The 13,852-nt window shown below is 51.9% G+C and carries 11 protein-coding genes; 8 read left to right on the top strand and 3 right to left on the bottom strand.

What is annotated here, in order from left to right; genetic code table 11:
* The first annotated feature begins 28 nt into the window (after positions 1-28).
* The 6 genes from EUZ85_RS09185 (at position 29) to EUZ85_RS09160 (ending at position 6,880) form a co-directional block, all read left to right on the top strand.
* Positions 29-1,030 (top strand): DUF3187 family protein, encoded by a 1,002-nt coding sequence (locus EUZ85_RS09185; protein WP_127969012.1) that lies wholly within the window; start codon positions 29-31, stop codon positions 1,028-1,030.
* 200 nt (positions 1,031-1,230) lie between these two features.
* A complete protein-coding gene (locus tag EUZ85_RS09180) occupies positions 1,231-1,794 on the top strand; it encodes a YfaZ family outer membrane protein (RefSeq protein ID WP_127969011.1) in 564 nt (187 codons plus the stop codon).
* A 200-nt stretch (positions 1,795-1,994) separates the two neighbouring features.
* The gene (locus EUZ85_RS09175) at positions 1,995-4,331 is read left to right on the top strand and encodes a hypothetical protein (RefSeq protein ID WP_129498730.1); all 2,337 of its coding nucleotides are present in this window, start codon (positions 1,995-1,997) and stop codon (positions 4,329-4,331) included.
* Positions 4,332-4,465: 134 nt separating this feature from the next.
* Positions 4,466-5,290 (top strand): glucosaminidase domain-containing protein, encoded by an 825-nt coding sequence (locus tag EUZ85_RS09170; protein ID WP_127969009.1) that lies wholly within the window; start codon positions 4,466-4,468, stop codon positions 5,288-5,290.
* Positions 5,291-5,397: 107 nt separating this feature from the next.
* A complete protein-coding gene (locus tag EUZ85_RS09165; protein WP_206618031.1) occupies positions 5,398-5,814 on the top strand; it encodes a YkvA family protein in 417 nt (138 codons plus the stop codon).
* Between the two features lie 163 nt (positions 5,815-5,977).
* Positions 5,978-6,880, top strand: coding sequence for an acyltransferase (locus EUZ85_RS09160; RefSeq protein WP_127969007.1), 903 nt, complete (start codon positions 5,978-5,980; stop codon positions 6,878-6,880).
* Positions 6,881-7,001: 121 nt separating this feature from the next.
* On the opposite strand, the gene EUZ85_RS09155 is transcribed toward EUZ85_RS09160, so the two are convergent.
* Both EUZ85_RS09155 and EUZ85_RS09150 read right to left on the bottom strand, forming a co-directional pair.
* Positions 7,002-8,378, bottom strand: a complete 1,377-nt coding sequence (locus EUZ85_RS09155) for a DUF1329 domain-containing protein (protein ID WP_127969006.1) — start codon at positions 8,376-8,378, stop codon at positions 7,002-7,004.
* A gap of 39 nt (positions 8,379-8,417) precedes the next feature.
* Positions 8,418-10,220 carry a DUF1302 domain-containing protein gene (locus EUZ85_RS09150; RefSeq protein WP_127969005.1) on the bottom strand — a complete coding sequence of 601 codons (1,803 nt, stop codon included), beginning with the start codon at positions 10,218-10,220 and terminating at the stop codon, positions 8,418-8,420.
* A gap of 504 nt (positions 10,221-10,724) precedes the next feature.
* Here EUZ85_RS09150 and EUZ85_RS09145 point away from each other — a divergent pair.
* Entirely contained in the window at positions 10,725-11,906 is a 1,182-nt protein-coding gene (locus tag EUZ85_RS09145; protein WP_127969004.1) for a thiolase family protein, read from the top strand.
* 64 nt (positions 11,907-11,970) lie between these two features.
* Here EUZ85_RS09145 and zapE read toward each other — a convergent pair whose 3' ends face one another.
* On the bottom strand, positions 11,971-13,083 hold the full coding sequence (gene zapE, locus EUZ85_RS09140) for a cell division protein ZapE (RefSeq protein ID WP_127969003.1): 1,113 nt from the start codon (positions 13,081-13,083) through the stop codon (positions 11,971-11,973).
* 266 nt (positions 13,084-13,349) lie between these two features.
* On the opposite strand from zapE, the gene EUZ85_RS09135 reads away from it, so the two are divergent.
* Positions 13,350-13,835, top strand: coding sequence for a YhcB family protein (locus tag EUZ85_RS09135; RefSeq protein ID WP_127969002.1), 486 nt, complete (start codon positions 13,350-13,352; stop codon positions 13,833-13,835).
* Positions 13,836-13,852: the final 17 nt, after the last annotated feature.

The following is a 13,852-nucleotide window of genomic DNA, read 5'->3' as shown; positions in this document are numbered from 1 at the left end:
GGCATGACATGAAGGAATCATCCAACCGATGACGTCGTTAAAAAAAATAACTCACGGTATTGTTTACCCCTGCGTCTGCGCACTTTTATCTTCCCCTGCGATGGCCCTCTCTCCCAAACCTTTTGAAGTGGCGAACTACTCTCCTCTCGCGCAGATATTTGGACTGCCGTCTATTCAAACGGCCCTGAACACAGCGCCATCCGGCTTTGAGGCAAACCTGCAGCACTCCACCGCAAACACCTATGTCACACACGAAAACATCAACGAAATTTCCTATTTTGACGGCGAGGTGGCGATAACCTCGTTATCGCTGCGCTGGCGCTTCAAAGACGACGCCGAGCTCACCTTGAGAGCGCCCTATGTCGACCACAGCAAAGGCCTGTGGGACGACTTCATCTACGATTGGCACGAATGGTTCGGCCTTCCTCAGGGCGGCAGGACGCAGGACACCAACGATCAATTCGCCTATGTATACCAGCGCAATGGCGAAAGGCTGCTGAACTTTCGCGAAGAAGCCGCCGGGATCGGCGACATTCGCTTTGGCTACTCCCAACAGTTGCATTTCTGGGAACAGGATTGGCTGGCGCAACTGGAAGTTAAAGCGCCGACAGGAAATGCAGACAAGCTCACCGGCAGCGGCGCCTGGGATCTCTCTGCAGGCGTAGGCTGGGAGGGTTCAGTTGATAGCCCCGACCAACGCTTCATTCCATTCGCCGGCGCCGCTGTCAGCTACCTGGGCGATAGCGACCTCAATCTTGCGCCACTGCAGAAAAACTGGGCGCTGTCCCTACGGGCTGGAGGCCATTGGCGCGCGCTGCCTTATCTCACGCTTACGGCGCAGATAGACAGCCACTCCGGGCTTTACCACAGCCAGTTGCGCGAGCTAAGCAATTTCTCCCTGCAGTTGACGACCGGGGGACAAATCACCCTCAGTGATTCGCTGGTATTGAATATCGCAATCGCAGAGGACCTCAACACCACCATTACGCCGGACTTCGTCGCCATTCTGGGCATGACCTACGGCTGGTGATTGAGTCAGAGCTCCAGATAACCTGTTATTAATTTGAGCCGACATTCGCCTGTGGTTAAGATGTCGGCTTGTCGCCTTTAGCGCCTGAGGGCGTATTTCCGCAATCCGCTACAAAATATTCCGTAGATGGACACATTCCGCAAACGGAAGTTCGCCGGAAACTTTTTCTCAGAATGATTAAACCAGGAGCAACTATATCCATGAGATTTTTAGGGCTTAACGCGGCTATCGGCGCCGCCGCACTGTTGGGAGCCAACATCGCAACCGCTTCCGAATTAGACTTCAACATTGGCGATGAGTCCGTTAATGTACAGGTCAATATGCTGCCGCAATCCAGAGATTTTGAAACAGGCCTGGGTTACCTCTATCACAAAGGCGGCGGTCACCTGCTCAACGGCGACCTGCATGCACGGGGACAAACGGCTATCGGCAACCTGCCGACAACGGTTGGCATTGGAGCCCAGCTGGACGCTTTTACCGAAGGTGACGTCGACGGCTCAGCCATTGCATTAGGTGGATACGCGCACATCAAAATTCCCGCCGTTCCAGGATTGGGAGTCAAACTCGCAGGCCATTTCGCGCCGTCCATTACGTCCTTTCAAGACGCCGAGCAGTTCTCCCGTTTTGATGTCAAAACCACTTACCGCGTGATTCCCAACGCCGATATTTATCTGGGATACCGCGTCATCAAAGCGGACATTGAACGCAATAATGACATCACACTGGACGAAGGCGTAAACGTCGGCTTCGCCCTGCAGTTCTAAGTCTGTGTAAACGACTTATAGCGTTTACCAAGACAATCTCTCGCCGCAGAACGCGCCTCTTCGTCGTCTGCGGCGATTTCACCTCGCTCATTCCTATGCATCCCCGGCTGGGACTGCTTCACAGATTCCTCAAGCCAGGGTTTTCCGCCCTCCGTAAAAACCCTTAGACTACCCCCCAACAGCCTCAATAAGAATCAACAATGGAATTGCCTATGTCATTGCGCGAGCTGAAAAAAGTTTCAGGGCTCCTGCTGCTTGTGTCCATACTCTCCGCCTGTGGCGGCGGTGATGAATCTCTGGATGGCAACGGCGGTTACACGCCGCCCAAGAACGATAACAAAGTTGATCCTCCAGCCGGCGACGCCAGCGGGGAAACGCCCCCCGATCCCATTGACGCCAGACAGGTCAACGTCGCAGTGCTCGCCACCCCTGGCATGCAAGAAGCCACTATCGCCCAAAAAATTCTGAGCGCTTTCCTGCCGGCGTCAGCTTACGCCATCTCAGCCGGAGACAAGGTGGCGGCCAATCTGAGCATTCAGCAACTGGATTATCGCGGCAATGTTATTTCCGGCGGCGTAATCACAAACAATGACTATTCCGTCAACCGCTCCAGTGACGGCAGCTACACCATCACCTTTGACGGCTCCATTCCTCAGAGAATTGACTTGGTTATTGCGGCGGAACTTAGTAACGGCTCGGTGATTCGCACCGGTCTGCCCAACGCAAACAAAGGGATACTGATCACCGCCGCGTCAGAATATACAGTCAGAGATTTCTTTAGCAGTCTGAGTTCCCAGGCCGAGCTGGACGGAATGATGCCCTGCAACGACGGTACGGACGCCTGCGGCTCACAGGCCGACGCACGCATGCTGAACTGGGCTGCGTTGATGAACGGCGTGCAGGATTTCGAAGTCACCTTACCGGACAATGCTGACCTAGAAGAGACGATGGCGTTTCTTGGCGACAACGTATTATTTGACGATTTCGTCGACCAGTTCATCGCCATTATCCGTGAGAAAAAAATCGACGGCACAACATCAACCAGTATTGCGCCAGTGTTGGAAAACCGAGCCGGCCTGTACAACTCTGTATTATTCGCCGCCGGACTGAACCAAGGCCTGCCCAACGGCGCTAAAACCGTGGTGTTCTCCAACCGCATCGCCACGATCAAAACCAATACGTCCGCGGAAGTCACGACCTATTCCTACCCCATCGCAAGCTTTACCGCCACCGTATTGGGCATCATCAATAACATTATCGTCGAACAGGTCCCCTGGGAGCGCCATAGCCTGACTCAAGTCTCCGACGACGTCTTCAACCAGGGCGCGCAGGCGGAAGAGGATGATATTAACGCCCATGTCGGTTCAACACTGACCTATCTATCTCCGGGCGGCTTTTTCGATATGGCGCGCCTGCAAACCCAATACATTACCCGGGAAGACAGCGCAAGCCCTACCGGCTGGCTGACCAATCCCTTCTATACTCGCCTGTACACCACCAAGTCGACCAATGACGACAGCGCTTCCTCGCCCTCCATGGCTTCCGCTTACTTGAGCGATGGATTTGCGATTGAACTGGCCTCCAAGTCAACGGGAGGGTATAGCCGCGAGCTGACGCTGGAAAAACTGAACACTTTCGGCTGGCTGTTCCATAGCAAACAATCCTCAAACTTCAGCACGGACGTGATCAATGGCGGCGAATACGGCGTGATCAGCCTGCGCCAGAACCTGTCCACCGACCCAGTCATGACTGTCGTTGGCGCGATTCACCACTGGCAAGCGACTGCTAGCGATATTGCGCAAACTCAACCTGCTCCGGTTGCTGGCGATCCCGACATCTACCATACCTATCAGGTGAGCCGTAGCGCAGACGGCTCCGCCTCAGGCGTCGGCATGTCAACGGAAACCCCCGCGTCTCTGGCGCTGGAGCGACTGCCGACTATCAAGTACAACAACGCCGATAAAGTCTATGAAACACAATATACCGGACGCATCAAAGCCGGCTCAGCAAGCGGCGTCAGCGATCCTTCCGGCAATGTACTGTCATTCAACCTAGACAGCGATACGGACGGCCAAGGCATCATTCATGCGGTGAAGTTGTCAGACACGGACATCAATTACGCAGGCGCCAGCTATGTGTTATATGGCAATAGCCTGGGCATCAGCGGAAACGCAACCTTGTTCGGGAATCATAACCTGTCCACCTTGACCTTCGACGACGCCTCTGTCGCGACCTTGCGTCTGAACGAGCGCCGGGTGACACAGACCATTGGCAGCCAAACACTCAGCGATATTGAAAATCACGATGCAGATTACTCTTTAACGCCACAAGCGTCTCCCGCCGCCAACACGGGAGCCGACAGAAACCTGCTCAAGCTGGATTTCACCGATCCGCAACCCGCAGGAGGAGAAACGTTGACGATGGAAGGATTCGCCGCCAGCGGCGGCAATCTGCTGATTTTACTGGTGCGTTACGGCGACCGTATCGGATTGGTATACGGCTTCAAGCAACAAGCGTTGACCGCAAACTCAGATTAAACGTCCCTCCCCTGTTCTCCGCAATGACATTGTGGAGAGCAGGCCATAGCTAGCCCTCCTTCCATCCCAAAGTGTTGAATCAGCTAAACTAAATACGCAAAATAAAATCTGCTAGCAAAAACGATGGGTAGTACATGAAGAATTACCGCAGCTATGCCGTTATTGCCTTTAGCGGCGCATTAGTTTGGCTTTTTACATTTTCATTCTGGTATGACTTACATGCTCTAGTGGTTAAGGATGACAAAAAAGAGCTCAAGGCCACAAACGCCAACCTGATACCGACCGAGCCTCTTCCCGATTTCAGCAGCTATGAAGATGTCGGTGAGAAGAAAGATGCGTTTTTCTCTTATTTGCTGCCATTGGTACAACAAGCCAATCGACAAATCAAAGAAGAACGCCAGTTCATCCAAAAGATGCAGCGCCAGACCACGTTCTCGACGGAAGATACCGCTCGCCTGCAACGCTTGGCGGAAACTTATCGAGTGCCGTTTGATGACGCCTTCAACAACAATTTTTTTAAACTGATGCTGCGCAGAGTGGATACGATTCCGCCCTCTCTAGTGCTAGCGCAGGCCGCCAATGAGTCCGGCTGGGGAGGCTCCCGCTTCGCCCGTGAAGGCAACAACTTATTCGGACAATGGTGCTTCAAGCCCGGATGTGGCATAGAACCCGCGCAACGCGCATCTCACCTGCAGCATGAAGTGGCGCGCTTCGATACGGTCTACCATTCCGTGATGAGCTACATGCGCAACCTCAACCGGAATCTGCACTATATTGACCTCCGCAAGACCAGAGAAAAACTCAGGGCCCAAGGGCTCGCGGTCACTGGACAAAGCCTGACTCCAGGCCTGGCGAAGTACTCTACCCGGGGAGAAGCTTATATTGCGGAAATACAGGGGATGATCCGCGCCAATGACTTGGAGAAATACGACCAACCCAGTGACGCCGCAACACTTTGATCAATCGGGGTTACCGAATGAAAACGCGACCATTGGTTATTTAACTCAGAAAATCCTGCCGAGGTTGCGTAAAATGAAACGGATTCCAGCCGACCATGGGACACACTATGAGCATCAACCTAGCCCGTAACCGCTTCTCCGAGACAGCTCGATACGAATCAGAAAATCCTCCGTCGGTTTCTGGCGCCCAGTTGTGGAAAAAGTTGGGCGCGGCCGCCTCCGCCGCGGGAATTACGACGGTAGAGCATGCATTGACGCTCTATTACACCGCCGCTTCCCCCAACACGCCGGTATGGTGCAAAACCGTCATTTACGGAGCCCTGGGGTATTTTATATCGCTGATAGACGGCATTCCTGACCTGACGCCCATTCTGGGCTATACCGACGACCTCGCAGTTATGGCCGGCGCTATCGCTACAATCGCCGCGCATATCACTCCTGAAATACGACGCCAGGCGCAGGAAAAAACGGCAGCCTGGTTCAAAACCGACAAGAAGCAGACATCTCAGCAAGGGAGCAATTGATGGCGGTACCGCAAGCACACTGACCCACACCACACAAAAACCGGAGGGCGACTCGCCAAGCCGGAGAATAAGCGCCGAAAGAGCGACAGGCGATTTAAATACATTTGCCTGGATAATCAAAAATCAGACTTCCTGAAAACACAATAACGAGATATTTCGACTAATGTTGAGCTTTCTTCCACATTGGCTAAGAGGCGTTCTAGCCGTCCTCTTGATCCTGCTTTCAACGACTATTTTATTTCCTTTCGTACTGGCGCTGGCCTTTATCAAGCTGCTGATACCGATTAGCGTTACGCGTAAATACTGCACCGTCCTGCTGATCGGCATCGCTGGACTGTGGATCAATATCAATAACGGGCTGCTGTATCTTCTTCACGACATTCAATGGGATGTGGAAGGCGATAATGATCTCAACCCCAATGACTGGTATTTGGTCACCTGTAACCATCAAACCTGGGCCGATATCCCCATTGTGCAAAGGGTCCTTAACGGCAAAGTTCCAATGCTGAAGTTTTTCCTTAAGCAGGAGTTGATATGGGCGCCGTTAATTGGCGTGGCTTGGTGGGCGCTGGACTTTCCGTTCATGAAGCGCTATTCCCGGGAACAAATTGAACGCAATCCCGCATTGAAAGGCAAAGATCTGGAAACCACCAAAAAAGCCTGTGAGAAGTTTAAATACACTCCTGTCACCGTATTCAACTTCCTGGAAGGCACGCGCTTTACCCAGGCCAAACACGATCATCAAAAGTCGCCCTATAAACATCTGCTAAAACCCAAAGCCGGCGGCGCTGCGTTCGTGCTGGGAGCGATGGGAGAGCATCTGCACACGATGCTCAACATTACTATTCATTACCCCGGCAAAGCGCTTGGATTTTGGGGGCTGGCGTCAGGGCGAATCAAAAAGGTAGTGATCCGCATTGAGAAAATCCGTATTCCCGATCAGTTTCTCAGCCGGGACTATATGAACGATGCTGAGTTTCGCTCAGAGTTTCAGGAATGGATCGCACAGTTATGGCGAAAAAAAGACGAGCAGTTGGAGCAGCTTCACCGGCAATACGCATCTTGAAGCCAGCAAATAGGCTTTGTGGAAGTTAATAACCTGAGCTCGATTATTCACACTCAAAGCCGACACTAAAAACCAAAAAAGGAGGGATAACCCTCCTTTTTCTAAAGTTGCTTCATAGCGCTTATTTTCTTCCTGACCGTCTCAACGCTGCGGGAGTAAAGTCCTGAGAGCTGGCGTCCAGATTGAACTCATAGCCCTTCGGCTCTTCATTAGTTAAACCCAGAGCCAAATAGCGTCCAGAAAGCAGGTCATATAGCACTTCTGCGGAGAACCAGGAAATCTTCTGGTCGTAGAAGTAAACATGATGTCCTTCCGCAACGCGCCACAGTTCGCCACGGCCGTCATAATGATCCGCCAGACCGATTTGCCAGGTATCCTCGTCAACATAGAAGACGCGTTTTGCGTAAATATGTCTGGCTCCAGGCTTCAGAGTGCCTTCGACCACCCATACGCGGTGTAATTCGTAACGCGCCATATCCTGATTCAAATGACCAGGCTGCACCAGCTCGGAGTACTTCACTTTTTTCGAGCTGAGGTCGTAGGCGTTGTAAGGCAGATAAATTTCCTTCTTGCCCAGAACTTTCCAGTCATAACGATCCGGCGCGCCGTTGAACATATCGAAGTTATCGGTGGTGCGCAGACCGTCTGATGCGGTGCCAGGACCATCATAGGCGACCTGAGGGGCGCGACGCACGCGACGCTGACCTTCGTTGTAGATCCAGGCGCGACGCGGCTCCTTAACCTGGTTCAGTGTTTCATGCACCAGCAGTACGTTGCCCGCCAGTCGCGCGGGAGACTCTATTTCCTGCTTGAAATAGAAAATAACGTTGGGATCCGCGCCAGACTTGTAGTCAGACAATGAGCTGACATAGCTTAACTGTTCGGAGAATATAACTGGCGTGAAATCGCCGCTCGCCAAAGGCGTCACCTGCGCCACGCGTCGACTCAAAGAGCCGCCGCGCCAACGGGTGATGTGGTTCCAGATAATCTGTTTGGCCTGATCGGATGAGCTGCCGCTCAAGATGGGAAACGCCACCGCCATCTGGTAGTCGGTGATGCCGTTGCCATCGGCCACCAACTCTACAGAAGCAGCGTTGTGCTTCGCCGCATCATAGACCTTCTGATCATAGGCGGAAGTACGGTGGGTGGGATACACCTTGATCTTGTAACTGCCCGGGTATTTCTTCAGCATCGCCATCTGGCCGGCGGACAGGTGGTCTTTATACTGATCCGCATTGGACGCGCTGATCACGAACTTGGGCTTTTCAGCCGCGAACGGATTAATGTAATCAACGCCGTCATAACCAGCAGGAATCGCCTTTAACCCACCATCCCAGGCTGGAATGGTTCCGTCAGCATTACCTGCTTTTTCCGCACCAATGGGCGTCAAAGTATCGCCCAATTTAGAGACTTCACCCGCCGGAGCCTTGGCCCAGGAGAAAGAAGACGATATCGCCAACGCTAAAGCACTGAGTTTTATTATTGCATTCAATCTCATTGAGGCTACCTCATAAACCTTAAATAACTTGTCTAAACCCTAAAATGATACCGATACGCTTGCAGAAACGTTGTCCCGGTCATTGAGGTAATTGTACGGCTCGCCCCCGAAGAAGTTGGTGTAGCCAATGGAGGCGGAGTATTTGTTAAGATAGACGCCCTTCAGAGTCAGACCTACCGCTTTGGAGCCTTCTTTGAAAGGCGCTCCGGGCTCCGGCGCATAACCTTTAACGTCGTGACTCCACGCCAGTGACGGCTCTAAGTTGATGCCTGCGAAAACATTCGGATAATCAAGCGTGAAGCGCATGCGATAGCCTGCGGAGAAGTCGGTGACGAAACCTTCGTCCTCACAGAAAGAAGGATTAAGGTTCACCGCCTCACAGCTTGCGCCGGAATCGTTCACAACCGGCCCTGTACCATATGTGCTATCGCGCCCATAGCGAGAGTCATTCGGCAGGTCATGCACAAATACTGCGCCAATCTCCGAGACAAACGTCAGCCTGCTTGCTCCAAGAATCTGGTCAATAAACTTGATAAAGGTCACTTGAGCCTGCGTTACCGCGAACTCATCATATCCTCGGATAGTATCCCCCGCAGAAGCGCCAGCATCGTAAAAAGCGCTATAGGGCTGATTCTTACTCGCTGCAGTTAACTCAAATGAGTTCTTCTGGATGGGCAGTTTAGGCCTGTGAGTAACCTCACCGCCTATTGACCAGCCACTATCAGTACTAGTGTTAAAGCTGATACCGAAAAGCTGTATGTCTTCAGGGAACTCAATAAAGTACTTGGCGCCAACACCATTACTGCCTGAGCCTTTCACGAAAGAGGCGTAGGGCAACCTGCTGTGATAGTTAATGTAGTAAAAGCCAAATTCAGTATCACCTAAATCTGCCGCATACCAACGCACCGCCAAGCCATATTGGCCATTATTATCAGGCTCTCGATCTCCAAGCCTTTCGTTTACAAAAGAGCCAACTCCCGCGTCCCAATTAACTACCTGAGATTCAGGGAATTGCGCAAAAGTAACGATACCTCCGCAACCATCAGCGGCGGAATCACTATTAGAGAAGAAAGTGCCGCAAGGGTCAGCTTCAGCTTTTTCCCATTCAATTTGATAAAAGAACTCAGTAGTAAGATCTTCAGATATGCCGACAGAGGTGTAGAACATGTTAACGGGAAGCAGAACATCCTTAACCTCCGCTCCCGGAGCTCGGGCGGCTGAGGCGTCTATCGGGTTGATTATATTAACGCCGCCAAGAATAAATGTGCTTTCCCCCCAGCTGACCACCTGCCGGCCAAGTCTGGCGTTCACTGGCGTATCGCCAAAATACCAGTCACCCCAGATATAAGCGTCTAAAAAGCGCACATCCGCGCCAGCCTGCTCCAATGCCTGATCGTTCAAAGGGCGTGTCTGGCCGACTTCATCATACGCTCGGCCTTCATCCATTAATTCTTTGTCGTAGAAGTAACGCAGACGAGTAAAACCACCGTAGTCGCCGTAACGCAACATCAGGTCAGAAGTGCCTTTGATAATTTTCGAGTAAGTCTCGCCTTGCTTGAAATTCCAGTTGCCATTATCACTATTGTGAGAGGAAGCAGCATCTGAGTATGGACCTGCGCAGCTAGCGCCTTCGCAACGCCCCTGATTACCGGGACTCAATTGATTCTTATCGCGATCGGATATCCGCCAGCTTGCTCCGGCGGTGAGGGTGGTGTCCAGCGAGCCTTCAATGTCGCCCAGATAAAATTGAAACGCCTGCGCCGGAGCAGAGACTGTCGCCGCCACTGCGACGGCCAAAGGTAATTTGGTCCACTGACGCCAACGTTTATTTTTATTTATCATCGAACGCTACTCCGTTATTTTTCTTAGATCTTCATGCCATGCAGGAAGACGTTCTGTGTAAACCCAATTTTTGTTTGTTTTATTATCGACCCCTAGAAGATGTAAAAGACGTGAAATCACGGCGGAATCTTCTACGATGAAAGTCTCATACACTATAGACGCTAATGCCCGGATTCACCAATAGTCTAAATAAAAAACGCAAGTTATGAAAAAATAAGAAAGTTATGGGTTTTATTAAGGATTTTCAGGCGGCAAACAAATAGCAAATTCGACCTGTTTTAGCATGGGTATTTTTTACGGTATTTATGTCATATCAAAATTGATAAACAGGTCGCAAAATCTATCTCATTCACCTATCTATTTATGCTTTAGCCCTAACGAAAACTATCCCGCGCCCTCACGTTGCATTTGCAACGTAAGGGAGACATGATGAATCCAAGGTCAGACGGCTAAGCCGTCAACAAAAAAACAAGAGAAACACACCAAAAACAATAGGAGAAAAACATGAATGCGAGAGAGGTTGTAATTGTGTCGGGAGCCAGAACCCCAATGGGCGGTTTTCAGGGCTCCTTGAGTTCATTGACTGCTGTAGAGCTGGCCGCTGCGTCCATTAAAGAAGCAATTTCCCGCGCCAGCCTGCAACCTGAAGACATTCAGGAAGTCATCATGGGCTGCGTTCTTCCCGCAGGTCTGAAGCAAGGCCCCGCGAGACAGGCCATGCTGGACGCCGGCATCCCCAACTCTACAGGCGCCACCACAATCAACAAGCTATGCGGCTCCGGCATGAAAGCCACCATGCTCGCGCATGACCTGATTGTCGCCGGGACTAACGAAGTCATGATTGCCGGCGGCATGGAAAGCATGAGCAACGCGCCTTACCTGCTGCCAAAGGCCCGTTCAGGCTATCGCATGGGCCATGGTGAAGTAAAAGACCACATGTTCCTTGATGGACTGGAAGACGCCAAAACCGGACGCCTGATGGGCTCATTCGCTGAGGAAGTCGCCGGTAAGTTCGGCATCACCCGCGAGCGGATGGATGATTTCGCCATCAGATCGTTGAAACTTGCCCAGGAAGCGATTGAAAGCGGTGCGCTGAAGGACGAAATTGTTCCTGTCACAGTATCGTCGCGCAAGGGCGACTTTCTGGTAGAGCATGACGAGCAGCCAGGCTCAGCCAATCTTGAAAAGATTCCCACACTGAGACCCGCATTTCAGAAAGATGGCTCCATCACTGCCGCCAACTCCAGCTCTATCTCCGACGGCGCTTCCGCCATGGTATTGATGAGTCGTGAGGAAGCTGACCGCCGCGGCGCGAAACCTTTCGCCAAGATCGTCGCCCATAGCACCCATTCCCAGGCTCCTTCAGAGTTCACTATCGCACCTATCGGCGCCATTCAAAAGGTTCTGCAGAAAGCGGGCTGGTCTAAGGATGAAGTCGATCTGTTTGAAATCAACGAAGCTTTCGCCATGGTGACCATGCTGGCGATTCAGGAGTTGGGCTTGGATGGAGAGAAAGTCAATGTCTTCGGCGGCGCCTGCGCTCAGGGTCACCCTGTCGGCTCAACCGGCTCACGAATCATTATTACCCTCATGCATGCACTGAAGCGTCTGGGCAAGAAGCGCGGCGTAGCGGCGCTCTGTATCGGCGGAGGCGAAGCAACTGCAGTCGCCATTGAGCTTATCTAAGTAGATAAAGCCCATTTAATATAACAAGGGGCCGAACTCGGCCCCTTGTCACTACTGAGGAATCTCAAGGTCGGTGTGGCGACGCCAGATATTCCTGAGACTGCATTTCCAGCAATCGACTCTCTGTTCTCTCGAATTCAAACCTGAGACGCTCGCCCTGATATATCTCATTAATGGCTGCAGCGGCGGAAATAATCATTTTTACCCGGCGATCATAAAACTCATCCACCAAGTTAATAAACCTCCGCGCCTGATCTTCTTTATTAGCTTCAAGCACTGGGACGTTGCTTACGAGCACAGCGTGAAACTCACGCGCCAGCTCTATATAGTCGTTCTGACTGCGAGGGCCATCACACAGCTCTTTAAAGTCAAACCAGATAACGTCATCCGCCCGACGTATTGCGTTCAGCTTGCGGCCATTAATCAGAATATCGGTTTGGTGAGCCCCGGCTTCCACAGCCAAACGCTCATAACTTTGCGTCAGGCTCAACTGAGCCTCTTCATCCAAAGGATAATGATAGAGCTCCGCCTGTTGTAGCGTTCGCAGGCGATAATCCGTGCCGCCGTCGACATTCACCACTTCCGTATGCTGATTCAACAGCGCAATCGCCGGCAGGAATCGTTGCCGTTGCAGGCCGTCTTTATACAGCCCGTCAGGCACGATATTCGAAGTGCACACCAATGAAACACCCCGCTCAAACAAGCCTTCAAGCAAGGTGGCGAGAATCATGGCGTCGCCAATATCCGTGACAAAGAACTCGTCGAAGCAGATGACCCGCGCATCACGACTGAAGTGATCAGCGACGATCTCCAGCGGATTCTTTTCCCCTTTAAGCTGCTTCAACTCCTGATGCACCCTCTGCATAAAACGATGAAAGTGCACGCGCATTTTGCGTTTAAAAGGCAGACACTCATAAAAAGTGTCCATCAGGTAGGTCTTGCCGCGCCCGACGCCTCCCCAGAAGTACAACCCCTTCTCGGGAGTCGTATCCGCTTTCGTCAACCCGATCTTCCGCGCCAGACGCTGAATACGGCTAGCCTGAAGACGTTTGCTTTCCGCCGCCGTCAGGCGTTCAAACAACACCTGCAGCTTTTCAACCGCCATTTCCTGAGCGGGGTCATAGGAGAAATCCTGGCGTTCGAGATCTTGTCGATACTTTTCAATTGGAGTCGTCACTGCCTGACTCGCCTCACTGATAAATGATGTTCAAGTCGCCCACTAATTATAGTTGGCCGAAATTGCGCGCTTATTTTGCCTTTTTCTAAACATATTGACTACACAGGTAAGGGATATTCCCGACCCCTTCACATGCCGCGTCGTTGCGAGGGTCCAGTGCGACCAAAAGCTACCCGCCAGCAATGGAAATCGAGGCGCTTTTGTCGGTATACTACTTCACTCCTCCGGTTCACAATTCCTTGCAAATTTTAAGTGTTGAAAGAATTATGGGATCTACCATTGTTATAGCGGCGGTAACTTTTCTGGTCGGTTTAGGCCTGGGCGTTCTGCTGCACAAGCTGTTGCACTCTGAAACCGCTAAAAACCGGCGTTTGGAACGCCAGATCGATCATCTGCAAGATCAACACACCCGCTATCAAGCGGAAGTCGCTGAGCACTTCTCGCGCACAGCGGAGATGCTGGGCAAGCTTAACGCCAACTATCGCGACATATTCAATCATCTGGCTGTCGGCGCCGAGCGTCTGTGCAGCGACAGCGAGTTCAAATCACTGGTGTCGTCCGCCACGCCTTCGCTATCCGTGAAGCGTAAAGAGGGTAAAAGCAAAGCTGAAGAAGATACCGTCTTTGAGCCGCCTCGGGATTACGCCCCCAAAGCTGATCCTAAAGAAAAAGGCACTTTATCGGAGGATTATGGGTTCGAGAGCCGTTCGCATAATTCACCAGAAGCCGCTTCTGAAGGCGAGAAATACTAGTCCGCCTTTATGCGCGA

The organism is Hahella sp. KA22 (genome assembly GCF_004135205.1).
In the GTDB taxonomy this organism is placed as follows: domain Bacteria; phylum Pseudomonadota; class Gammaproteobacteria; order Pseudomonadales; family Oleiphilaceae; genus Hahella.
The sequence above is the reverse complement of the archived record's forward strand: the minus strand, read 5'-3'. Positions and strand labels throughout refer to the sequence as shown.